Genomic DNA, 24,089 nt, shown 5'->3' on the forward strand with positions numbered 1-24,089 from the left:
CACTGCCCCCTTGCACCCTACGCGATGTCGGAGTAGGTGACGCGGGACTATTCGGAATGGGCGTGCGGCGATTCGGACCGCGCGCCGCTTTTTATTCCGGGCGACGTGATGGAATTTCAATATTGGGCGCAGTCGCGTCCCAAAGACAGACAAGGACGACAGGTTCATGGCGAAACGGTGGTACTCGGTCAGCGTTCTTTCGAATTTCGAAAAGAAGATCGCAGAGCAGATCCGCACGTCGGTGGCCGAACAGGGCCTTGAGGACGACATCGACGAAGTTCTGGTGCCCACCGAAGAGGTGATCGAAGTGCGCCGGGGCAAGAAGGTCACAACCGAACGCCGTTTTATGCCCGGCTATGTACTGGTGCATATGGAGATGTCGGATCAGGGCTATCACCTTGTGAACTCGATCAACCGCGTCACCGGTTTCCTGGGCCCTCAGGGGCGCCCGATGCCGATGCGCGACGCCGAGGTGAACCAGATCCTGAACCGCGTTCAGGAAGGCGAAGAAGCGCCGAAGCTGATGATCAGCTTCGAGGTTGGCGAGAAGGTCAAGGTCAACGACGGCCCGTTCGAGGATTTCGACGGCATGGTCGAAGGCGTAGACGACGAGGCCCAAAAGCTCAAGGTTTCGGTCTCGATCTTTGGTCGGGAAACGCCGGTCGAACTGGACTTTACGCAGGTGACCAAGCAGGGCTGAGCTTGGCCAAAAATCTTTTGAAAAGCCGTGGTGCCTGATCGCACGCGGCTTTTTTGACGCCTGGTTTTCTGTTCATTTTGGAATTTATGTTTTGAATGGACAAGTTGGCATTCTGTCGGGCTAGTTTTCTGACCTCAGTTACAAACTAGTGCCCCGGAAAATTCCTTTCCTAATTTTCTTTGATCCCGGAAAGATAAAGCACAACTGGCGGTGCGCTGTTTCTTGGCTTTTTCCTGTAAAGTCCCAATGCAACCTTTCCGACGGTTCCAGTACCCAAAGTGCGCCCCTTCCACTGATAAACAGGAGCGTCATTGACCCAAACTAGAAAGTGACCATCGTCTCCAGTGGTCCATTTCGCATCTACATTCAACTTGTGCCACCGACCGGTCAGATTTGATGCTGGTATTATAGTCCGGACAAGACTCTCATAATTCCAATCTGTGCTCTCAACGCGTTTCAATGCAATGAGTTTGTTGCTACGAACTGCGAACTGGAAAGGGTGTGAATTTGCGCCCATCATAGAAAATTGAGTGACTACAATCTGTTCGGCACCTTTGTCAGTGAACCCCGGCGCAAAATAAACATACCATTGGTACTTTTTACGCTGTCCATTCTTAAACGCGTTGTACCTTGCAAACTCTACTCTTTCGTTGCCCTGCGCGCAGTCATCCCATTTCCTTTCACGCCCGCAATCGCCATACCGCAGTTCCATGCGAAGAGCCTTACCGTCGAGCCCACCCGGCGGATCGGAAACAATTTGTGCGCCGTAAGGTTTTGCGGGTTGCCAAGTTCCTCGTTCTAAATCCCGGAACCCGCGACCAACGACCTCGCGCGGCGATTTTCCACTCTTAACTTCGCGTGTTACTGTCTCGGCCCTCAAGGGGCCTACACTACCAACCGTGAGTAAAGCCATCAAAATGGAGGCCGCAAATTTCTTAAACACTACGTTCCCCTGCTATCGAATTATGCAGTTACCTTAGGTGTATTCTCAAACTGAGACCACTCTCTTTCGGGCGAAAGTAATCGGTATCACTAGTTGCCTTTTAAGGTTCGAAACGCGCAAGAAATCTAATTGGGGTTTCTCCTTGCCAACCCCCTCATTCCCCTATAAATGCCGCCTCTATCGTCTTCGGGCGAGATTCTCTCGTGGGAGGTTGCAGGGATCGCGATTCCGTACCGGACCACGCAACATAGTCTGGGCGAAACGCGTTTCGCCTTAGTTGAAAGGAAAACCAAATGGCCAAAAAGCTTGCTGGTACAATGAAACTGCAGGTTCCTGCAGGTCAGGCGAACCCGTCGCCGCCAGTTGGTCCGGCGCTGGGTCAGCGCGGCATCAACATCATGGAATTCTGCAAGGCGTTCAACGCCAAGACCGCAGACATGGAGCAAGGCGCCCCTTGCCCGACCGTGATCACCTATTATCAGGACAAGTCCTTCACCATGGACATCAAGACGCCGCCCGCGTCTTATTACCTGAAAAAAGCAGCTGGCCTGAAGCCGGTTGGCAAGCGTAACCGTCCTCGTGGCGCAGAGAACCCAGGTCGCGAGACCGTGGCCACCGTGACCACCAAACAGGTTCGCGAAATCGCCGAAGCCAAAATGAAAGATCTGAACGCCAACGACGTCGAAGGCGCAATGCAGATTATCCTGGGCTCGGCCCGCTCTATGGGCATCGAGGTGAAGTAAGATGGCAAAACTTGGTAAACGTACCCGCGCTGCGCGCGAAGCTGTCGCCGGCAAGGAAAACCTGTCGGTGGACGAAGCAGTTGCCCTGGTCAAAGCCAATGCAACCTCGAAGTTTGACGAGACCATCGAAATCGCTCTGAACCTGGGCGTTGACACCCGTCACGCGGACCAGATGGTGCGCGGCGTTGTTGGTCTGCCGAACGGCACCGGCAAAGCGATGCGCGTCGCTGTATTCGCACGTGGCCCCAAGGCTGACGAGGCGAAAGAAGCTGGCGCAGATATCGTTGGCGCAGAAGACCTGATGGAAACCATTCAGGGCGGCACCATCGAATTCGATCGCTGCATTGCCACCCCGGACATGATGCCGATCGTCGGTCGTCTGGGTAAGGTTCTGGGCCCCCGCAACCTGATGCCGAACCCCAAGGTTGGCACCGTGACCATGGACGTGAAAGCGGCCGTGGAAGCAGCCAAGGGCGGTGAAGTTCAGTTCAAAGCGGAAAAAGGCGGCGTTGTGCACGCGGGTGTTGGCAAAGCGTCTTTCGACGAAGCCAAACTGGTCGAAAACGTCCGTGCCTTTGTTTCGGCTGTTGCGAAAGCCAAGCCGTCGGGCGCGAAGGGCACCTACATGAAGAAAATCGCGCTGAGCTCGACCATGGGCCCCGGCGTGACACTGGACGTGGCGGAAGCTGCGGGCGAATAAGCCTTTGCGTTCAGTTTAGAAGAATTGGTCCCGGGTGGTGCGTACTGCCCGGGATTTTTTTGACTAATTGTCAAACGTCGGTTTCGAGCCCAAAGCACCTGATGCTGCAACACTTAAAAATAGCCGCTTTCGGATCAGCGCCGGTCTCCCATAAGCATGAACAGAACAACGCGACCCGTGCGAAAACTCAAGGCCAAAAGGTAGACGGTCAGAAACCGCTTTTTAGCTAAACGTTAGTTGCAGCGGGCGTTCAATGTTATAAGGAATTTGCAAGGGACACTATCTCGGACTCATTCAATTGCTTCTTGGTCACCACATTGTTTGGTTGAGTAATTGATGTCAAAAGGGCCAATTTTAGTAGTCAGCACTAATTCCTTAAGAAACAATCGAGGGCGGCACGCAGTGCGCGCTGATCAAACTCAAAATACGATGAGCCGCCGGAGAAAGCCAACTCTTCCAACTGGTAGATGTCTTTTCTTTCAACTGCACCTTGACTTTGTAGTAGTTGAATAGCCTTGCAGAGCAATTCGCTCTCGTCGATTTCTGCGGGCTCACTTAATCCTTTGAGCTTCATGTCGTCAACGATAACGCAGGATTTGGCAAAATCGATTTTTGACAAAACAAACGGCTTCTTAAAGAGCATGTCTTCAACAAACAAAATCGTTCCCGGCTCAAATTCGTCAACGGAGTAAGTTTCGCCGCGCTTAGAGAATCCCCTCTCTCTTACAATTTGACGGCCTTCGCCCGAAAAACAATTCAAATCGTGATGCGGCGCACGCTCCCAAAAGTTTTGTGCAACAACTCTACCACTTGGAAAAAGTGCGATCACCAGAGCACATAAGGAAACACAGATTTTCTTAGCCACAAGCAACGTTCTGCTCCTTCATCGCGTTCGAAATTTTCGCCTTAGCCTGACTGTATTCGCTATTCAACACGTCTTCCGAAAGCAGGGTTCCACCAAAGGCCAGGCTCTGAAACAACCGGCTTTTTCTTTCATCGTCGCCCAGGCAATAAACAATATTGAAGTATTCTCTATTCGCCGCATCGGCGCTACCAGCCTCACTTAATAGCTTCAGTGCCAGTTCTCGTTGGAAAACTAAATCTCCGCTATCCCTAGTCACTGTCTGCACGACACCCAGAAAATTCTTGGTGTTGGTTTCATTCGCAAGCATGTTTGGAAAAAAAGTTTCTGCGACACCGAGTGGATAGCGTAGATCAACGCGGGACTTGTCATTTTTGACAACGTATTCAGCGTGGCTTGCAGCAAGACTTAGAATAGAGCTTCTTTGGTCCTCACCGACTTCTAGAGGGCTCCTATTGTCGAAGAAAATAGCAAGCGATGGGAACCATTCCATTTGCTGTTTGAGTTGCACCAAGGTGTTGTTGAACGGCGCACTGTCGCCGGCCAAATAGATTGCATATGAGATCAATATTCTGTGTTCAAAGCTATCGACTTCCGATATTTTCTTAACAACATGGTCTCTAACGTTCTTGTTGTCGGACATCAGCCTGACAAATTCTCTATATTCCTCCCCGTCCGTAGCTTTAACCTCCTGAGACAGAATGCTCTCAAGCACGATCTCAACTTGTTCAATTGGCTCCAGTGCTTGGAACAATGCGCTGATTATTCGTTTGTCGTCACCGTCAGCGGCGTCGTATACTCGCCTAATATCCTCCTGATACGAAGCCAAATCTTTCTTATATCCCAACTGCGCAAGTAGTTTTATTGTATCCGGCGTTGGATTTTGAAGGGCAGTGATTAAAACAAGTCGCCTGTCTTCAGGGTAGATCTTCCAGAGGGAAAGTAGGGCATATCGTTTATTGTCCTCTGCTTGGAAAGCAGAGACTAGCTCCTTAAAAAGCTTTGCCCGACTGATAGATTCTTCAGAATCAAGTTTGGCACCCGCCACATAAAAACTCACCGCCGCAGAAATGGAGGCTGCAATTACTGTGGATAGAGCTGCTGTCCAAGCGCTATTCAATGACTTTCCTCCAGAACCCTTTTTGCGGGCGCGTGATTGACGCAGGTTCAATAAGTGATGTTTGCGCATCCATAGGTCCTTAGCTCGGCACCCAAGCCATGGGCCGTTCTAACTAGATCTTTGTGTTCTTCGCGCCAAGCATTCCTTGTATTCTGAAGACTATGTCTCCTGGCGGCGTCACTCGTAGTTTCAATCTCTGCGGTCAACGAGGCTATCTTCTCTTGGGTCTCATCCATAGCGATTGCGTAAGCAACAAGATCATTAACTAAGGAGGAGCACTTTACTGGATCGGCGCTAGCGCTGGTTGTAACTATGAAGTACGCCAAAATGCTAAATCTCAACATGTTCTGTGCCTTCATCTAAATGCCAGCTAGTAAGCGACACTGGAAATTTTTTTTCAAGCGCCGTGTGGCGCTGCCCTATCTGACGGGTCCAACGTGATTGTTAGTACATGGTCGGCATGTGTTCCATCGGCATGACGGTTTCCGGTGCCGGAAGGCGATAAATGAGTAAGAAGCTCTTAGGCGCCTAATATGCAAATCCCAAAACACCCAAACCAGCTTTAGTGAGATAGCTAACACGATCAGTGGAACTCACGACGTTTGATTTAGCTCGAATAGTGATGAGCAAGGGAAGAAATCCTGAGCGGTCATTCGTGAATTTGCAGCGAAAACTAACTTTGTCCGGTTTGTTGAAAAACTCGAAAATCCGGGAAGCTCGCAATTTCCGCGAATAGGCAATCAACCGGAAGAGACCGCCGTCAACATCGCCGACAGTCGTTGACGTGTCCTCTGGCAGCCAGTGCCAAGTTTCGACCGACCCCTCGGTTGAAACGTCTTACCGACTCTGTACGCGCAGTTTTCTCCTCAAGTTTGGCAAATTCAGAGTTTTTCAACAATATCTCCGCAAAGCCGTCTTCTGCACTTGATCTGACCACGCCGCATTGCCGCAAGACCGCTTCGAGCCCATATCTCGCAAAGGCCGCAATTCATTCGAATGTCGGCTTTCTTCAAGACCAAGCATTTTGACGCCTGTAATTTGATTCAAATTTCGCTAACAGGAGGCAGGCCAAATGATCTTTCGTTACACAATTCTTTACGTCGCAGATGTGAAGGCGACCCTGAGTTTCTTTGAAAATGCGTTCGGGTTTGAACGCGGATTTCTTCACGAAAGCGGCGATTACGGTGAACTGGTGACGGGTGAGACCAAGCTTGCCTTTTCCTCAACTGAATTGATGAGGCAACTCGACAAGAATCCAGCGACACCAAAATCAGGCGCCCCAACATTTGAAATCGCATTCGAAACGGACGACGTAGACGGTGCACTGCGAAGAGCTATCGAGGCAGGGGCCACACTCATTCAGGATGCCCGCGATGAGCCTTGGGGACAGACGACTTCCTACGTAGCTGATCCCAATGGATATTTGATTGAGATTTGCTCTGCAGTCCAGCTTCCGAGTTGACAGAGTGATGCACGCAGCCAAATCAGAGGAAATCGTAGTGCGGTTGAAGGCCTTGATCTTGTTGGTCGAACCGCAAGTTGTATTTGTTATGAAATACGGAGGCGTCATCGCCGAAGCCGTTGTTCCCGAGCGGCGAAATTTTCAGTTCTGCGGGGTATTCGCGTACAAGAACCACGTATCCTTGGAGTTCAGCGGAGGAGCGCGGCTAGACGATCCTGAGAAAATACTTGAAGGCGGCGGAAAGAATCGGCGTCACATCAAGATCGCAAGTTTGCCTGACATAGTTGAGAAGAAGTGCGAGGGCTTCTTGCGACAAGCCCGCAGGTTAGGCTCTGACCTAATCTGACCAGTTGCCAAGACCGGGTTGCGCCAACTCGTTCAGGGCACTCGGGTTTTGGCGAATTTGGACGGGCGTTCGACCAAACCATCTCGCGAACTCTCGTGTCATGTGAGCTTGATCACTATAGCCGTATTCCAATGCGATTTCAGAAAACGGGACACGACAGGTCAATGCCTGAACCGCTCGTCTTGCTCTTCCCAGTTGGCGCCAGAAGATTGGGGCTGGGAGCGACTTTCGCTTGAAGTGGCGTTGCAGAGTTCTTTCCGATACGCCCTGTTGTTTCGCCAAGCCAACAACACTGCTTCCAGGCCGGCTAAGAGCATCAATTATTTCCTCAGTCTCGGGGTCATCCATTATGTTCTCTTCGATCTTGGACTCGAGTTTCGAAAGATCAGATGTCTCGACCTCTAGCTCTGCCAGACGGACAGTGGTTCCCGGACGCAGCCGATAGCCAGTTAGAACAGTTCCTGCGCGAAGATGCACGAACCGAGGCGATAGATCCCAATTCGTGACATGAACCACCCCAAGCTCAGATGCTCCAAAGGACGCAACCATAACATCGATGCATCCATCCGGTAAAACGACCGAGTCGTTGCTGGATTTAGTTGTGTAGGTCCAACGATGGAAGGGTGAAGAATTTTTGCAGCTCTGACAATCCATAAGCCTGAAGTTATAGCAAAACGGCCATTAAACTAGCTGATATCAACAGCCGCTTTGTCCGCAAAACTGCCGTTCATGCGCTCAAAGGTGAAGCTAGGGATTCACACAGCTAAATAAACCCGGCTCAGCTCTGCCATTTCTCCCAATTTACCCCTTGGAAACCCCTGCCATCTGTCCTAAGTAGACCTGCGGAATAAAGCGTGCGATTCGTCGTGCGCTTTATTTTGTTTCGTCCAAGACGGTGGGTGGTGCCATCTGGCCCCTTAATTTCCTGCCTGAGACGGGTAAGACCAAAGAATTCTGAGGGTCGCGATCCTCGGGCGCATTTTGGCCAATCCCGTAACAACGGACCTGAACGCTGGGGTTAACCCCTCGGCAAATATGAGCCGGGATGTCCAACATCCCAAACTTGGAGAGAACTGTGGATAGAGCCCAGAAAGAGAAAGTGGTCGAGGAACTCGGCCAAATCTTCGAAAGCTCTGGCGTCGTAGTGGTGTCTCACTACGCCGGTCTGACAGTTGCCGAGATGCAGGACCTTCGCGCACGTGCTCGTGACGCGGGTGGTGCCGTGCGTGTTGCCAAGAACAGGCTTGCCAAAATCGCCCTCGACGGAAAGCCATGTGAAAGCATTGGTGACCTGCTGACGGGTATGACCGTTCTGACCTATTCCGAGGACCCCGTGGCAGCAGCCAAGGTGGCCGAGGACTTCGCCAAAGAGAACCAAAAGTTCGAAATTCTTGGCGGTGCAATGGGCGAGAACGCTCTGGACCGGGCTGGTGTTACAGCCGTGTCGAAAATGCCGTCGCGTGAAGAGCTTATTGCTTCGATCGTGGGCTGCATCGGCGCGCCTGCAAGCAACATCGCCGGTGCAATTGGCGCACCTGCAAGCAACATCGCAAGCATCCTTTCCACCATCGAAGAGAAGGCGGAAGCTGCGTAAGCGGTTGGCACTGAATGATCTGCGTAGGGAAAACTCCCTGACGTTGGAACACACACTGTAAACGGAAAGAGCTGATAAAATGGCTGATCTGAAAGCACTCGCAGAAAGCATCGTGGGTCTGACCCTGCTGGAAGCACAAGAACTGAAAACCATCCTCAAAGACGAATACGGCATCGAGCCCGCAGCTGGCGGCGCCGTAATGGTTGCAGCCGGTGGCGACGCCGGTGGCGCAGCTGAGGAAGAAAAAACCGAATTCGACGTCGTTCTGAAGAACGCCGGCGCTTCGAAAATCAACGTGATCAAAGAAGTTCGCGGCATCACCGGTCTGGGCCTGAAAGAAGCCAAGGAACTGGTCGAAGCTGGCGGCAAGATCAAAGAAGGCGTGTCGAAAGACGAAGCCGAAGAAGTCAAAGGCAAGCTGGAAGCAGCTGGCGCCGAAGTCGAGCTGGCCTAAGCCAACCGACAGGTGCATCGCTGATGCGCCGCAAAATTTGGCTGGGTCCGGAGAAATCCGGGTCCAGCCGAACCTGTCTTAGAAAGGGCCTCATTTTCAGGGGCGTTTTCTAAGACACGGTTTTCGGATCGGGAGGCCGCCTTCGGGACGGTGGCCACGAATTGATCCGGACGTGTTGTCTCGATTGTGCAAGATGCCGGGGCCCGACGGTGTCTTTGCCCGCTGAGAACATCGAAAGGTGACATCTGACATGGCTCAAACGTTCCTTGGCCAGAAACGTCTTCGTAAATACTACGGCAAAATCCGCGAAGTTTTGGAAATGCCGAACCTCATTGAGGTGCAGAAATCTTCTTATGATCTTTTCCTGCGCTCCGGCGATGCAGAACAGCCCACAGACGGCGAAGGCATCAAAGGCGTGTTCCAATCGGTTTTCCCGATCAAGGATTTCAACGAAACCTCCGTTTTGGAGTTCGTGAAATACGATCTGGAAAAACCCAAATACGACGTCGAAGAGTGCATGCAGCGCGACATGACCTACAGCGCGCCGCTCAAGGTGACTCTGCGTCTGATCGTGTTTGATGTCGATGAGGACACCGGCGCGAAATCGGTCAAAGACATCAAGGAACAGGACGTGTTCATGGGCGACATGCCCCTGATGACACCGAATGGCACGTTCATCGTGAACGGCACTGAGCGTGTGATCGTCAGCCAGATGCACCGCTCGCCCGGTGTGTTCTTCGATCACGACAAGGGCAAGACCCATTCCTCGGGCAAGCTGCTGTTTGCCTGCCGCATCATCCCGTACCGCGGCAGCTGGTTGGACTTTGAGTTCGACGCCAAGGACATCGTGTTCGCCCGTATCGACCGCCGCCGAAAACTGCCTGTGACTACCTTGCTTTATGCGCTGGGTCTGGATCAGGAAGCGATCATGGACGCGTATTACAACACCGTGTCCTATAAGCTGGACAAGAAGAAAGGCTGGGTCACGCCGTTCTTCCCCGAGCGTGTGCGCGGCACCCGTCCGACATACGATCTGATCGACGCAAAATCCGGTGAAGTAATTGCCGAAGCCGGCAAGAAAGTCACCCCGCGCGCCGTTAAAAAGCTGATCGACGAAGGTGCTGTCACCGACCTGCTGGTGCCATTCGATAACATCGTCGGCAAGTATGTCGCCAAGGACATCATCAACGAAGAAAACGGCGCGATCTATGTCGAGGCCGGTGATGAGCTGACCTTGGAATACGACAAGGACGGCGACCTGATCGGCGGCACCGCGAAAGAGCTGATCGACGCGGGCATCACCGATATTCCGGTTCTGGACATCGACAACGTCAACGTCGGCCCTTACATGCGCAACACTATGGCGCAGGACAAGAATATGAGCCGCGAAACCGCGCTCATGGATATCTACCGCGTCATGCGTCCGGGTGAGCCGCCCACCGTCGAAGCTGCGTCGGCCCTGTTCGACACACTGTTCTTCGATAGTGAGCGTTATGACCTGTCCGCCGTTGGCCGTGTGAAGATGAACATGCGTCTGGCTCTGGACGCGCCGGACACCCTGCGCACCCTGCGCCGCGAAGACATTGTGGCCTGCATCAAGGCGCTGGTTGAACTGCGTGACGGCAAAGGCGACGTGGACGATATCGACCACCTCGGCAACCGTCGTGTGCGCTCGGTCGGCGAACTGATGGAAAACCAGTACCGCGTTGGCCTGCTGCGCATGGAGCGTGCGATCAAAGAGCGTATGTCGTCTGTCGAAATCGACACCGTCATGCCGCAAGACCTGATCAACGCGAAACCGGCTGCGGCTGCTGTCCGCGAATTCTTCGGCTCGTCGCAGCTGTCGCAGTTCATGGACCAGACCAACCCGCTGTCGGAAGTCACCCACAAACGCCGCCTCTCGGCGCTTGGCCCCGGTGGTCTGACACGTGAGCGTGCAGGCTTTGAGGTGCGCGACGTGCACCCAACCCATTATGGCCGGATGTGCCCGATTGAAACGCCGGAAGGTCCGAACATCGGTCTGATCAACTCGCTGGCCACCTTTGCCCGCGTGAACAAGTATGGCTTCATCGAAACGCCCTACCGCGTCGTCAAAGACGCCGAGGTGACCGATGAGGTTCACTACATGTCCGCGACCGAGGAAATGCGTCACACCGTGGCGCAGGCGAACGCGACTCTGGATGCCGATGGCAAGTTCATCAACGATCTGGTTTCGACCCGTCAGGCCGGTGACTACACCCTCGCCCCGCGCGAGAATGTGGACCTGATCGACGTGTCGCCGAAACAGCTGGTATCGGTCGCTGCATCGCTGATCCCGTTCCTTGAAAATGACGACGCCAACCGCGCTCTGATGGGCTCGAACATGCAACGTCAGGCGGTTCCGCTGCTGCGGGCCGAAGCACCGCTGGTCGGTACCGGTATCGAGGAAAAGGTTGCGATCGACTCGGGTGCTGCGATTCAGGCGAAACGCGCCGGTATCATCGACCAGGTTGATGCCCAGCGTATCGTTATCCGCGCCACCGAAGATCTGGAACTGGGCGACGCTGGCGTTGACATTTACCGTCTGCGCAAGTTCCAGCGTTCGAACCAGAACACCTGCATCAACCAGCGTCCGCTGATCAAGGTGGGTGACACCGTCCAGAAGGGCGAGGTTATTGCCGATGGTCCGTCGACCGATATGGGTGAACTGGCCCTTGGTAAGAACGTGGTCGTCGCGTTCATGCCGTGGAACGGTTACAACTACGAAGACTCGATCCTGATTTCGGAACGTATCGCGCGTGATGACGTCTTTACCTCGGTCCATATCGAGGAATTCGAAGTCGCCGCCCGTGACACCAAGCTGGGCCCGGAAGAGATCACCCGCGACATCCCGAACGTCGGTGAAGAAGCGCTGCGCAACCTCGACGAGGCGGGCATCGTTTACATCGGCGCGGATGTTGAGCCGGGCGATATTCTGGTCGGCAAGATCACTCCGAAGGGCGAAAGCCCGATGACCCCGGAAGAAAAGCTGCTGCGCGCCATCTTTGGTGAAAAAGCATCTGACGTGCGCGACACCTCGCTGCGCGTGAAGCCGGGTGATTACGGTACGGTCGTCGAAGTCCGCGTCTTCAACCGTCACGGCGTCGAAAAAGACGAGCGTGCGCTGCAGATCGAGCGTGAGGAAGTCGAACGTCTGGCCCGTGACCGGGACGACGAGCTGGCGATCCTGGACCGCAACATCTATGCGCGTCTGCAAGGTCTGATCCTGGGCAAAACCGCTGTCAAAGGCCCGAAAGGCGTCAAGGCAGGGTCGGTGATCACCGAGGAGCTGTTGGAAACCCTGACCCGTGGTCAGTGGTGGCAGCTGGCACTGGAAGGCGAGCAGGACGCACAGATCGTCGAGGCTCTGAACGAGCAGTACGAAGTGCAGAAACGCGCTCTGGACGCCCGTTTCGAAGACAAGGTCGAGAAAGTCCGTCGTGGCGACGACCTGCCGCCGGGTGTGATGAAGATGGTCAAAGTCTTCATCGCCGTGAAGCGTAAGCTGCAGCCGGGCGATAAGATGGCCGGTCGTCACGGGAACAAGGGTGTGATCTCCAAGGTTGTTCCGATGGAAGACATGCCGTTCCTGGCCGATGGTACGCCGGTAGACTTCTGTCTGAACCCGCTGGGTGTGCCTTCGCGTATGAACGTCGGTCAGATCCTTGAAACCCATATGGGTTGGGCCGCACGCGGTCTGGGTCTGAACATCGACGACGCTCTGGGTGAATACCGCCGCTCCGGCGACCTGACCCCGGTGCGCGAAGCGATGAAGCTGGCCTATGGTGAGAATGTCTACGAAGAAGGCATCACCGGTCTGGACGAGGATGGCCTGATCGAGGCGGCGGGCAACGTGACTCGCGGTGTTCCGATCGCAACCCCGGTCTTCGACGGCGCCAAAGAGGCTGACGTCAACGACGCGCTGGTGCGTGCGGGCTTCTCGGAAAGCGGTCAGTCGGTTCTGTTCGACGGTCGCACCGGTGAGCAATTTGCACGTCCGGTCACCGTGGGCATCAAGTACCTGCTGAAACTGCACCACCTTGTGGATGACAAGATCCACGCGCGTTCGACCGGGCCGTACAGCCTGGTGACCCAGCAGCCGCTGGGTGGTAAGGCGCAGTTCGGTGGTCAGCGCTTTGGTGAGATGGAGGTCTGGGCCTTGGAGGCTTACGGCGCCGCCTACACCCTGCAGGAGATGCTCACCGTGAAATCGGATGACGTCGCCGGTCGGACCAAGGTCTATGAGTCGATCGTCAAGGGCGAGGATAACTTTGAAGCGGGCGTACCGGAATCGTTCAACGTTCTGGTGAAAGAAGTCCGTGGCCTCGGCCTGAATATGGAACTCCTGGATGCGGAGGTTGAGGAGTAAGGGCGCTGCCCTTTCTCCCGTCCCCCCTTCCGCAAGATTTGAGGTAACAAATGAACCAGGAAATCACCAACAACCCGTTCAACCCGCTGACGCCCCCGAAGGTCTTCGACGAGATCAAGGTCTCGCTGGCGTCGCCCGAACGGATTCTGTCTTGGTCTTATGGCGAGATCAAGAAACCCGAAACCATCAACTACCGGACGTTCAAGCCCGAACGTGACGGTCTGTTCTGCGCGCGTATCTTTGGCCCGATCAAAGACTACGAATGTCTGTGCGGCAAATATAAGCGGATGAAGTATCGCGGCGTTGTCTGCGAGAAATGCGGTGTGGAAGTCACCCTGCAGAAAGTCCGCCGCGAGCGTATGGGCCATATCGAACTGGCCGCGCCCGTTGCGCACATCTGGTTCCTGAAATCGCTGCCGTCCCGCATCGGTCTGATGCTGGATATGACACTGCGCGATCTGGAACGCGTTCTGTACTTTGAAAACTATGTCGTCATCGAGCCCGGTCTGACTGACCTGACCTATGGCCAGATGCTGACCGAAGAAGAGTACATGGACGCGCAGGATGCCTATGGCATGGACGCGTTCACCGCCAATATCGGTGCCGAAGCCATCCGTGAGATGCTGGCCCAGATCGATCTGGAAGCCGAAGCCGAGCAGCTGCGCGCTGATCTGGCCGAAGCGACCGGCGAGCTGAAGCCCAAGAAGATCATCAAGCGTCTGAAGGTTGTCGAGAGCTTCCTCGAGTCGGGCAACCGGCCCGAGTGGATGGTGATGACTGTGATCCCGGTCATTCCGCCGGAACTGCGTCCGCTGGTTCCGCTGGATGGTGGCCGTTTCGCGACCTCGGATCTGAACGATCTGTATCGCCGCGTCATCAACCGGAACAACCGTCTGAAGCGTCTGATCGAACTGCGCGCGCCTGACATCATCGTCCGCAACGAAAAGCGGATGCTGCAGGAATCCGTGGATGCTCTGTTCGACAACGGCCGCCGTGGCCGCGTGATCACCGGCGCCAACAAGCGCCCGCTGAAATCGCTGTCGGACATGCTGAAAGGCAAGCAGGGTCGTTTCCGTCAGAACCTTCTGGGTAAGCGCGTCGACTTCTCGGGCCGTTCGGTCATTGTGACAGGTCCCGAGCTGAAGTTGCACCAGTGTGGCCTGCCCAAGAAGATGGCGTTGGAGCTGTTCAAGCCGTTCATCTATTCGCGCCTCGAAGCCAAGGGTCTGTCTTCGACCGTGAAACAGGCGAAGAAACTGGTCGAGAAAGAGCGTCCTGAAGTGTGGGATATCCTCGACGAGGTGATCCGCGAACACCCTGTCATGCTGAACCGTGCACCGACGCTGCACCGTCTTGGCATTCAGGCGTTCGAGCCGGTTCTGATCGAAGGCAAAGCAATCCAGCTGCACCCGCTGGTCTGTTCGGCCTTTAACGCCGACTTCGACGGGGACCAGATGGCCGTTCACGTCCCGCTGAGCCTTGAGGCGCAGTTGGAAGCCCGTGTTCTGATGATGTCGACGAACAACGTTCTGTCGCCTGCAAACGGCGCGCCCATTATTGTCCCGTCGCAGGATATGATTCTGGGTCTCTACTATGTGACCCTGGAACGCGAAGGCATGCCGGGCGAAGGCAAGGTGTTCGGGTCGATCGACGAAGTTCAGCACGCGCTGGATTCCGGCGAAGTGCACCTGCACTCGAAAATCACCGCGCGGATCACGCAGATCGACGACGAAGGCAACGAAGTTCAGAAGCGCTATGAAACCACTCCGGGCCGTTTGCGTCTGGGTGCATTGCTGCCGATGAACAACAAAGCGCCGTTCGAACTGGTCAACCGTCTGCTGCGGAAAAAAGAAGTGCAGCAGGTGATCGACACCGTCTACCGTTATTGCGGTCAGAAAGAGAGCGTGATCTTCTGTGACCAGATCATGTCGATGGGCTTCAAAGAAGCGTTCAAGGCGGGTATCTCGTTCGGTAAGGACGACATGGTCATTCCGGACGACAAGTGGGGCATCGTTGATGACACCCGCGGTCAGGTGAAGGACTTTGAACAGCAGTACATGGACGGCCTGATCACTCAGGGCGAAAAGTACAACAAAGTTGTCGATGCCTGGTCGAAGTGTAACGACCGCGTCACCGAGGCCATGATGTCGACGATCTCGTCGTCGGATCGGGCTGAGGATGGCTCCGAGCAGGAACCGAACTCGGTCTACATGATGGCCCACTCCGGCGCGCGTGGCTCGGTCACTCAGATGAAACAGCTGGGCGGCATGCGTGGCCTGATGGCCAAGCCGAATGGCGACATCATCGAAACGCCGATCATCTCGAACTTTAAAGAAGGTCTGACCGTTCTCGAGTACTTCAACTCGACCCACGGTGCCCGTAAGGGTCTGTCGGATACCGCTCTGAAGACGGCGAACTCGGGTTACCTGACCCGTCGTCTGGTGGATGTGGCGCAAGACTGTATCGTTCGTGAGATCGACTGTGGCACCGAACGTGCGATCACTGCCGAAGCCGCCGTGAATGACGGTGAGGTTGTCGCGTCGCTGGCCGAACGTGTGCTGGGTCGTGTCTCTGCCGACGACGTTCTGCGTCCGGGTACGGACGAGGTTCTGGTTGCAGCAGGTCAGCTGATTGACGAACGCATGGCTGACACCATTGATGAGGCTGGCGTTGCGTCGATGCGCATCCGTTCGCCTCTGACCTGTGAGTCCGAGGAAGGCGTCTGTGCCACCTGCTACGGTCGTGACCTTGCACGCGGTACCATGGTCAACACGGGTGAGGCTGTCGGCATCATCGCCGCCCAGTCCATCGGTGAACCCGGTACACAGCTGACCATGCGGACCTTCCACATCGGTGGTGTTGCGCAAGGTGGTCAGCAGTCGTTCCAGGAAGCCAGCCAGGACGGTGTCGTTTCCTTCGAGAACCCGCAGATTCTGGTGAATGCCGCAGGTGAAAGCCTGGTCATGGGCCGGAACATGAAGCTGGTGATCAAGGACGAACACGGCGAAGAGCGTGCCAGCCACAAGCTGGGCTACGGCTCGAAGCTGTTCGTCAAGGACGGCACCAAGGTGGCCCGTGGTGACAAGCTGTTCGAATGGGATCCCTACACCTTGCCGATCATCGCCGAGAAAGCCGGTACCGCGAAATACGTTGACCTTGTTTCGGGCCTGGCTGTCCGCGACGAGACCGACGATGCAACCGGTATGACCCAGAAGATCGTGATCGACTGGCGAGCGGCCCCCAAAGGCAGCGACCTCAAGCCCGAGATCATTCTGGTCGGTGAAGATGGCGAGCCGGTCCGCAACGATGCGGGCAACCCGGTTCACTATCCGATGTCGGTGGATGCGATCCTGTCGGTTGAAGATGGCCAGACCATCGAAGCCGGTGACGTTGTCGCGCGTATCCCGCGTGAAGGCGCCAAGACCAAGGACATCACCGGTGGTCTGCCGCGTGTGGCCGAACTGTTCGAAGCGCGTCGTCCGAAAGATCACGCGATCATCGCAGAAGCCGATGGTTATGTGCGCTTTGGCCGCGACTACAAGAACAAGCGCCGCATCAGCATCGAACCGGCGGACGAGTCCATGGAGACCATCGAATACATGGTACCCAAGGGCAAGCACATCCCGGTCGCCGAAGGGGACTTCATCCAGAAGGGTGAGTACCTGATGGACGGTAACCCGGCTCCGCATGACATCCTGTCCATCATGGGTGTCGAAGCGCTGGCGGATTACATGATCGACGAAGTGCAGGACGTCTACCGTCTGCAGGGCGTGAAGATCAACGACAAGCACATCGAGGTCATCGTGCGCCAGATGCTGCAGAAGTGGGAGATTCTGGATTCAGGCGACACCACCTTGCTGAAAGGCGAGCATGTCGACAAGCAAGAGTTCGACGCGGCAAACGAGAAGACCCTCGACCGTGGCGGACGTCCGGCACAGGGCGAGCCGATCCTTCTGGGGATCACCAAAGCCTCGCTGCAGACGCGTTCGTTCATCTCGGCGGCGTCGTTCCAGGAAACAACCCGCGTGCTGACCGAGGCTTCGGTTCAGGGCAAGAAAGACAAGCTGGTTGGCCTGAAAGAGAACGTCATCGTTGGTCGTCTGATCCCCGCCGGTACCGGTGGCGCGACCCAAAGCGTGCAACGCGTTGCGCAGTCACGCGACAACGTTGTGATCGAAGCCCGCCGAGAAGAGGCCGAAGCGGCCGCTGCGTTGGCTGCACCGACTTTTGATGATGACATGGTCGGTGACGAGCTGGACGTTTTGGTGGAAACTCCGGAAAGCCGCGAGTAATCGCTGCGAAACAGGATTGATGAGGCCCCGCATTTTGCGGGGCCTTTTCGTTTTGCTTACTGGAAATCAATATATTTTTGGGCGCCAACCCAAAAACCGCTGATTAGCTGAGTCGAACCTCTGTCCAAGTTATCTGGATCTCTCAAATCCTTCGACCCTAAGATGCTTTGGGGTTATCCCAGACTGATCTCGGGACTACGTGATGTCCATCAGTTTCCCTGATGGGGAACTCAGTAATGCTTTGCGAAGAGTTTAGGCTTCGATGGAAGGTTCGTTCTCTAAGAACTTCATCTTTCTGTCATTGAATTGCTTCATAAAATCGTCCGAAACAAAAAAACTTCCGCTCAAGTATTGGTCCCGCCATACATGCAGCCCCTGAATATTAGATTTTCTCAGCGTAATTTGTTTGTAAGGAAAATGTTCCGGACTTAAGTACGCGATATTTCCGAAACGATCGCGTCCAACTGACACCCCGCCCGCGTCGATATCAACACATGGCAATTTGGTCATGATGTTCATCACGTAATACGATTGCGGCGCGTGATCTCCCCAAAATCCATTTCTTAGCAGAAAGGGAAAAAACTCATGAACGCCAGGCTCTAATTCCTCAACCAAGTCCTTGAAGCTCTGGGAAACGAACTGGCAACTTCGCTGCTCTATAAAGTCGGGTATCCTTTTGCGCTTCCGTTCTGAATATCCACTTTTGGGCAGAAGATCCTGTTTAGGTACCAGGCTCTTTCCATCCGTTAAACCAAGCTCTCGTGAAGTCGGCGGGTTTTTTCCGTCAAACATAACATTTGTATAATACGGGCGATTGACCGTGCCCCAAACATGATACGCCATTACTGTCCTTAACGATTCAATGCGCCCACCGGTTCGATTTGAATGACCGGGGCTGGTACTCTCGACCCTGAGTCTTGAAAAACAAGCCGGAAGTCATTTGTCTTTCTGTCCAAAGTGTCCCCGCTTTTCATAAACAAACCGTCGTTGACGACCCACTTGGCCAAGGCTGCAACATACATCACCAGCTGTTGTTGGTCGCCACTTGGATCTTTCGCCAACGAGGGGTACGAACCGTGCAGTATGTCGTTCAATGCGCGTCTCTTTTGAATAACTTCGAATAACTTGGTGCAAACTAACCACATTTGTCATCGCGACGGAAGCTGGCGAATGCCAGTCCGAGTAAATCTCTGAGTACCGTCTCTGGTCCAGCCCCATCGGTTGACAATTGCCCCGGCGATCGGGCCAATGGGCCGATTCACCCAAGTGCAGGCCAGTCCAATATGACACCTAACGTAAAAGGCGCGATGTTGATGATGGGCAGTATGGCTGCCTTTACCATCAACGACACGCTGGTGAAGTCGGCGGGTCAGGACATGCCTTTGTTTCAACTGGTCGCAATCCGGGGGGCGTTGGCGACCGTGCTGGTTTTCGTTCTGGCCCGACACCTTGGGGCCCTTCATCTGAACTTTCCGCGCCATGACAAGTGGCTTGTGGCTTTGCGCTGCATGACCGAACTAGCGGCGACGTTTTTCTTTCTAACTGCGTTGATGCACATGCCGCTGGCCAATGTGACGGCTGTCCTGCAGGCGCTGCCGCTGACCGTAACCTTGGGTGCGGCGGTGTTCTTTGGCGAAGCAATAGGCTGGCGGCGTATTGTGGCAATTGCGATGGGGTTCGTTGGCATGCTGCTGATCGTGCGACCGGGGCCGGATGGGTTCAGCATCTATGCGATCTACGCGCTGATTGCGGTGATCTCGGTCACCGCACGAGACCTGATCACGCGACGCATGTCCGAAGACGTACCGTCAATGGTGGTCACGCTGGCGACGTCCCTGTCGATTACATTGGCGGCGGCCATTGCCTCCGCTTTCGATGGATGGGTCGCTATTTCCGCCGCATCCGGAGCCATGGTGGCCGGGGCAGCCGTGTTTGTCCTGATGGGCTATCTGTTCAGCGTCATGGTAATGAGGATAGGCGAAGTCGGATTTATCGCGCCATTTCGCTATTCCAGCCTGGTTTGGGCGCTGGGCCTCGGCTGGGTCGTGTTCGGAGACTGGCCCGATGCTGTCACGATGTTGGGGGCGGCGTTGGTCGTCGGGGCCGGTCTCTTCACGTTGTTCCGCGAAAGGGCGCGTCAGCCTGCCGAGTGAACTTAACGCATTATGTCTGGGTCGATAGCAAAGCGCGACTGGAAAACCTCGCGCATGTCCGCGGTCATAGGTTCCAACTGTGACTTTTGCTTCTCGGCCCGGCGGGAATCGTTGAATTGGTTCAATGACCGTACCCACATGGGCGCATCGGGATAACTGATCACTGGCATGAAGCGCCCGATACGGCTGTGGGTGAAACTGATGATCGTGTGTTCGCAGCCGCCTCGGATCAGCATTCCCAAACCGACACCCAGAAGGGGTTTGTAGACTTGAGCCGCCCGAATGTCGTCCGGCCCAAAACTGGCCAAATATCCGTTGTTAAAGTCGATGCCGATTGCCTGGTTTTTGGCGATCAGAGCATGCCCGTCTTGCGCAGCCGAACGCAGCCGTTCAACAAAATCCACCGCCACCGCGTCGTCATCGTCGTGCCGGAACTGCAAGCATGGGCGATCTTGCGCCGAACGCGCCTCTTGCAGGATACGCTTCATAGCTTGCCGGTGCTTTTGTTCCGGGTCGACCCGCCGTTGGACGATCCGGACCTGCCGGATACCCGCAGTGAGGTCTTTGAGGCGGCCAAGCGCCGCCTTGGGCAGGCACTCTCCGACCGCGATCAGCAGGTGGAAATCCTCATCCGTCTGCACGCGAAAACTGGGCAGGGTGACGGTTTCAAAAAGACGAAACCTTTCTTCCAGCCGTGCGGGATTGTACAGGTGGCGACGGCGGGCCTCGACCGTGTCGTGCTCAATCTGAAAATCACCGAGCGCGGGAAAGGAAAAACGGCACAGGCCAATGACTTGCATGGGTCATCCGATGAGTTTTGGGTCGTGGTCACTATGCACCGGGTGTTCGGCGGCCGCAACGCAAGGCCGTGCTGGAAACCCTGTGTGTCCGGGTGAAACCCAAAGTAGCAGACTGCAGTCCCGACGGGCTGTTGACACTTGGCCCGACTCCGCTTAAGACGCGCGACATCTCGGTACCGGGGGCCGCCCCATAACCGATTTCAGTAATGAACTGGTCAAGGCCCGGACACTTTTATCGTTCGCGCCCTCTGATAACAAACCGCGACGTTCACCTCGGAATGGGAACGCTCGCGGGTTTTGCGCTTGTGGACGCATGAGTGCAGCAAAGTTTAACCGCACGCAACCCGCGTGCATGTCATGTGTGTTGCAAAACGGGGAAGAAACCGGAATGCCAACTATTCAACAGCTGATCCGCAAACCGCGGCAGCCCAAAGTAAAACGCTCGAAGTCCATGCACCTGGAGCAGTGCCCGCAGAAACGCGGCGTCTGCACCCGCGTGTATACCACCACACCGAAAAAGCCGAACTCGGCTATGCGTAAGGTTGCCAAGGTGCGCCTGACCAACGGGTTCGAGGTCATTTCGTACATCCCCGGTGAAAGCCACAACCTGCAGGAACACTCGGTTGTTCTGATCCGTGGCGGCCGTGTGAAAGACCTTCCCGGTGTGCGTTACCACATCCTGCGTGGTGTTCTGGATACTCAGGGCGTCAAAGATCGTAAGCAACGTCGTTCGAAATACGGCGCGAAGCGTCCCAAGTAAGAAGGAGAGGCTGATATGTCACGTCGTCACGCCGCCGAAAAACGCGAAGTCCTGCCTGACGCCAAATTTGGCGACAAGGTTCTGACCAAATTCATGAACAACCTGATGATCGACGGCAAGAAGTCGGTCGCAGAGCGCATCGTCTACAACGCCTTTGACCGCGTTGAAGGCAAGATCAAGCGCGCACCGGTCGAAGTGTTCCACGAAGCGCTCGACAACATCAAACCGTCGGTCGAGGTTCGCTCGCGCCGGGTTGGTGGTGCAACCTATCAGGTTCCGGTCGAAGTCCGCCCCGAGCGCCGCGAAGCACTGGCCATCCGCTGGCTGATCACCGCCGCCCGTGGCCGTAACGAAAACACCATGGAAGAGCGCCTTGCAGGCGAGCTGCTGGACGCCGTTCAGTCACGCGGCACTGCTGTGAAAAAGCGCGAAGACACCCACAAGATGGCCGAGGCAAACAAAGCCTTCAGCCATTACCGTTGGTAATTCCAGAGGCTCATCAAAATGGCACGCGAATATACTCTCGAACATTACCGTAACTTCGGTATCATGGCGCACATCGACGCGGGTAAGACCACCTGCTCGGAGCGTATCCTGTATTACACCGGCAAGTCCCACAACATCGGTGAGGTGCACGATGGTGCAGCCACCATGGACTGGATGGAGCAGGAACAGGAACGCGGTATCACCATCACTTCGGCTGCGACCACCACCTTCTGGGAACGCACCGAAGACGGTCAGACCGCTGACTCGGCCAAGCACCGCCTGAACATCATCGACACCCCCGGCCACGTTGACTTCACCATCGAAGTTGAACGCTCGCTGGCGGTTCTCGACGGTGCCGTCTGCGTTCTGGACGCAAACGCCGGTGTTGAGCCCCAGACCGAAACCGTGTGGCGTCAGGCTGACCGCTACAAGGTTCCGCGTATGGTTTTCGTCAACAAGATGGACAAGATCGGCGCAGACTTCTTCAACTGCGTTCGCATGATCGAAGACCGCACCGGCGCACGTGCTGTTCCGGTTGGTATTCCGATCGGCGCAGAGACCGAGCTGGAAGGCTTGGTTGACCTGGTCACCATGGAAGAATGGCTGTGGCAGGGCGAAGATCTGGGCGCAAGCTGGGTCAAAGCTCCGATCCGTGACAGTCTGAAAGACATGGCCGACGAATGGCGCGGCAAAATGATCGAAGCGGCCGTCGAAATGGACGACGACGCGATGATGGAGTATCTGGAAGGCAATGAGCCTGATATCCCGACTCTGCGCGCCCTGCTGCGCAAAGGGACCCTGGAAATCGCGTTTGTTCCGGTTCTGGGTGGGTCTGCGTTTAAGAACAAAGGCGTTCAGCCGCTGCTCAACGCTGTGATCGACTATCTGCCAAGCCCGCTGGACGTTGTTGATTACATGGGCTTCAAACCCGGTGACGAGGAAGAAGTTCGTGACATCGCCCGTCGTGCCGATGACGACATGGCCTTCTCGGGTCTGGCGTTCAAAATCATGAACGACCCCTTCGTTGGCTCGCTGACCTTCACCCGGATCTACTCGGGCACCATGAACAAGGGTGACTCGATCCTGAACTCGACCAAAGGTAAGAAAGAGCGCATCGGTCGTATGATGATGATGCACTCGAACAACCGGGAAGAGATCGAAGAAGCGTTTGCAGGCGACATCATCGCGCTGGCGGGTCTGAAAGACACCACCACCGGTGATACTCTGTGTGACGCGAAGGATCCGGTGGTTCTGGAAACCATGACCTTCCCTGATCCGGTTATCGAGATCGCGGTGGAGCCCAAAACCAAGGGCGACCAGGAGAAGATGTCCCAGGGTCTGGCCCGTTTGGCCGCCGAAGACCCGTCCTTCCGTGTGGAAACTGATCTGGAATCGGGTCAGACCATAATGAAAGGCATGGGCGAACTTCACTTGGACATCCTGGTGGACCGTCTGAAGCGCGAGTTCAAGGTTGAGGCGAACATCGGTGCGCCGCAGGTTGCCTATCGCGAGACCATTGGTCACGAAGTTGAACATACCTACACCCACAAGAAACAGTCGGGCGGTTCGGGTCAGTTCGCTGAAGTCAAAATGGTCATCTCGCCGACAGAGCCGGCCGAGGGTTATTCGTTCGAGAGCCGCATCGTTGGCGGTGCTGTTCCGAAAGAATACATCCCCGGTGTTGAAAAAGGCATCAACTCGGTCATGGACAGCGGGCCGTTGGCTGGCTTCCCTGTGATCGACTTCAAGGTTGCTCTGCTCGACGGTAAGTTCCACGACGTTGACTCGAGTGTTCTGGCGTTCGAAATCGCGGCTCGTATGTGTATGCGCGAAGGCATGCGCAAAGCTGGCGCGAAACTGCTGGAACCGATCATGAAGGTCGAAGTGATCACCCCGGAAGAATATACCGGCGGTATCATCGGCGACCTGACCTCGCGTCGGGGCCAGGTGTCTGGTCAGGAACCGCGCGGCAACGCGATCGCGATCGACGCGTTTGTTCCGCTGGCGAACATGTTCGGCTACATCAACACCCTGCGTTCGATGTCGTCGGGCCGTGCCCAGTTCACCATGCAGTTCGACCACTACGATCCGGTTCCGCAGAACATCTCGGACGAGATCCAGGCGAAATACGCATAAGCGAAGATTTGAGGGAGCCCGGTTAGCGGGCTCCTGTCATTACCGACAAAGGAGGCCATCATGGCAAAGGAAAAGTTTGAGCGTACAAAACCGCACGTCAACATCGGCACGATTGGCCACGTTGACCACGGCAAGACGACGCTGACCGCAG

Annotated in this window: 21 protein-coding genes; 14 read left to right on the forward strand and 7 right to left on the reverse strand. The window is 55.4% G+C overall.

The window, feature by feature from the left end; all coding sequences use genetic code 11:
* The first annotated feature begins 166 nt into the window (after positions 1–166).
* On the forward strand, positions 167–700 hold the full coding sequence (gene nusG / locus ACR0CR_RS11450) for a transcription termination/antitermination protein NusG (RefSeq protein WP_170745220.1): 534 nt from the start codon (positions 167–169) through the stop codon (positions 698–700).
* Between the two features lie 169 nt (positions 701–869).
* Here nusG and ACR0CR_RS11455 read toward each other — a convergent pair whose 3' ends face one another.
* Positions 870–1,643 (reverse strand): heparin lyase I family protein, encoded by a 774-nt coding sequence (locus tag ACR0CR_RS11455; protein ID WP_480599088.1) that lies wholly within the window; start codon positions 1,641–1,643, stop codon positions 870–872.
* A gap of 293 nt (positions 1,644–1,936) precedes the next feature.
* Between ACR0CR_RS11455 and rplK the strand changes: the two genes are divergently transcribed.
* Together rplK and rplA are read left to right on the forward strand one after the other, a co-directional pair.
* Entirely contained in the window at positions 1,937–2,386 is a 450-nt protein-coding gene (gene rplK, locus ACR0CR_RS11460) for a 50S ribosomal protein L11 (RefSeq protein ID WP_113791694.1), read from the forward strand.
* A gap of 1 nt (position 2,387) precedes the next feature.
* Positions 2,388–3,086, forward strand: a complete 699-nt coding sequence (gene rplA, locus ACR0CR_RS11465) for a 50S ribosomal protein L1 (protein WP_480599090.1) — start codon at positions 2,388–2,390, stop codon at positions 3,084–3,086.
* Between the two features lie 367 nt (positions 3,087–3,453).
* Here rplA and ACR0CR_RS11470 read toward each other — a convergent pair whose 3' ends face one another.
* Positions 3,454–3,951: a hypothetical protein gene (locus ACR0CR_RS11470; protein ID WP_480599092.1), complete on the reverse strand. Its 498-nt coding sequence runs from the start codon at positions 3,949–3,951 to the stop codon at positions 3,454–3,456.
* Positions 3,944–5,137 (reverse strand): hypothetical protein, encoded by a 1,194-nt coding sequence (locus tag ACR0CR_RS11475; protein ID WP_480599094.1) that lies wholly within the window; start codon positions 5,135–5,137, stop codon positions 3,944–3,946. The genes ACR0CR_RS11470 and ACR0CR_RS11475 overlap by 8 nt, the downstream gene beginning before the upstream one ends.
* 1,003 nt (positions 5,138–6,140) lie before the next feature.
* Between ACR0CR_RS11475 and ACR0CR_RS11480 the strand changes: the two genes are divergently transcribed.
* The gene (locus ACR0CR_RS11480) at positions 6,141–6,530 is read left to right on the forward strand and encodes a VOC family protein (RefSeq protein ID WP_480599096.1); all 390 of its coding nucleotides are present in this window, start codon (positions 6,141–6,143) and stop codon (positions 6,528–6,530) included.
* Between the two features lie 7 nt (positions 6,531–6,537).
* Positions 6,538–6,876 carry a DUF1801 domain-containing protein gene (locus ACR0CR_RS11485; RefSeq protein ID WP_480599098.1) on the forward strand — a complete coding sequence of 113 codons (339 nt, stop codon included), beginning with the start codon at positions 6,538–6,540 and terminating at the stop codon, positions 6,874–6,876.
* On the opposite strand, the gene ACR0CR_RS11490 is transcribed toward ACR0CR_RS11485, so the two are convergent.
* Positions 6,868–7,224, reverse strand: coding sequence for a helix-turn-helix domain-containing protein (locus tag ACR0CR_RS11490; protein ID WP_480599100.1), 357 nt, complete (start codon positions 7,222–7,224; stop codon positions 6,868–6,870). The two genes, ACR0CR_RS11485 and ACR0CR_RS11490, sit on opposite strands and share 9 nt — an antisense overlap.
* Positions 7,225–7,951: 727 nt before the next feature.
* Here ACR0CR_RS11490 and rplJ point away from each other — a divergent pair.
* The 4 genes from rplJ (at position 7,952) to rpoC (ending at position 17,603) form a co-directional block, all read left to right on the forward strand.
* Entirely contained in the window at positions 7,952–8,470 is a 519-nt protein-coding gene (rplJ, locus tag ACR0CR_RS11495; protein WP_480599102.1) for a 50S ribosomal protein L10, read from the forward strand.
* 79 nt (positions 8,471–8,549) lie between these two features.
* The gene (rplL, locus tag ACR0CR_RS11500) at positions 8,550–8,924 is read left to right on the forward strand and encodes a 50S ribosomal protein L7/L12 (protein WP_010441182.1); all 375 of its coding nucleotides are present in this window, start codon (positions 8,550–8,552) and stop codon (positions 8,922–8,924) included.
* A gap of 250 nt (positions 8,925–9,174) precedes the next feature.
* Entirely contained in the window at positions 9,175–13,311 is a 4,137-nt protein-coding gene (gene rpoB, locus ACR0CR_RS11505) for a DNA-directed RNA polymerase subunit beta (protein WP_480599104.1), read from the forward strand.
* Positions 13,312–13,361: 50 nt separating this feature from the next.
* On the forward strand, positions 13,362–17,603 hold the full coding sequence (gene rpoC / locus ACR0CR_RS11510) for a DNA-directed RNA polymerase subunit beta' (protein ID WP_480599105.1): 4,242 nt from the start codon (positions 13,362–13,364) through the stop codon (positions 17,601–17,603).
* Positions 17,604–17,855: 252 nt separating this feature from the next.
* Here the strand turns inward: rpoC and ACR0CR_RS11515 are convergent, their stop codons facing one another.
* Together ACR0CR_RS11515 and ACR0CR_RS11520 are read right to left on the reverse strand one after the other, a co-directional pair.
* Positions 17,856–18,446, reverse strand: coding sequence for an imm11 family protein (locus ACR0CR_RS11515; protein WP_480599107.1), 591 nt, complete (start codon positions 18,444–18,446; stop codon positions 17,856–17,858).
* Between the two features lie 8 nt (positions 18,447–18,454).
* Positions 18,455–18,697 (reverse strand): hypothetical protein, encoded by a 243-nt coding sequence (locus ACR0CR_RS11520; protein ID WP_480599109.1) that lies wholly within the window; start codon positions 18,695–18,697, stop codon positions 18,455–18,457.
* A 189-nt stretch (positions 18,698–18,886) separates the two neighbouring features.
* On the opposite strand from ACR0CR_RS11520, the gene ACR0CR_RS11525 reads away from it, so the two are divergent.
* Positions 18,887–19,756, forward strand: coding sequence for a DMT family transporter (locus ACR0CR_RS11525; RefSeq protein WP_480599110.1), 870 nt, complete (start codon positions 18,887–18,889; stop codon positions 19,754–19,756).
* A 2-nt stretch (positions 19,757–19,758) separates the two neighbouring features.
* On the opposite strand, the gene ACR0CR_RS11530 is transcribed toward ACR0CR_RS11525, so the two are convergent.
* Complete coding sequence (locus ACR0CR_RS11530) at positions 19,759–20,556, reverse strand: glycosyltransferase (RefSeq protein WP_480599112.1); 798 nt, start codon at positions 20,554–20,556, stop codon at positions 19,759–19,761.
* Positions 20,557–20,944: 388 nt separating this feature from the next.
* On the opposite strand from ACR0CR_RS11530, the gene rpsL reads away from it, so the two are divergent.
* The 4 genes from rpsL to ACR0CR_RS11550 all read left to right on the forward strand — a co-directional run.
* Positions 20,945–21,316, forward strand: a complete 372-nt coding sequence (gene rpsL / locus ACR0CR_RS11535; RefSeq protein ID WP_005621086.1) for a 30S ribosomal protein S12 — start codon at positions 20,945–20,947, stop codon at positions 21,314–21,316.
* Positions 21,317–21,331: 15 nt separating this feature from the next.
* On the forward strand, positions 21,332–21,802 hold the full coding sequence (gene rpsG / locus ACR0CR_RS11540) for a 30S ribosomal protein S7 (protein ID WP_008756926.1): 471 nt from the start codon (positions 21,332–21,334) through the stop codon (positions 21,800–21,802).
* Positions 21,803–21,820: 18 nt separating this feature from the next.
* Positions 21,821–23,938: an elongation factor G gene (gene fusA / locus ACR0CR_RS11545; protein ID WP_480599114.1), complete on the forward strand. Its 2,118-nt coding sequence runs from the start codon at positions 21,821–21,823 to the stop codon at positions 23,936–23,938.
* 60 nt (positions 23,939–23,998) lie between these two features.
* On the forward strand, positions 23,999–24,089 hold a 91-nt coding region (locus ACR0CR_RS11550; protein WP_215675807.1), incomplete at its 3' end, for a GTP-binding protein.

Source organism: Ruegeria sp. AM2 (assembly GCF_056540685.1).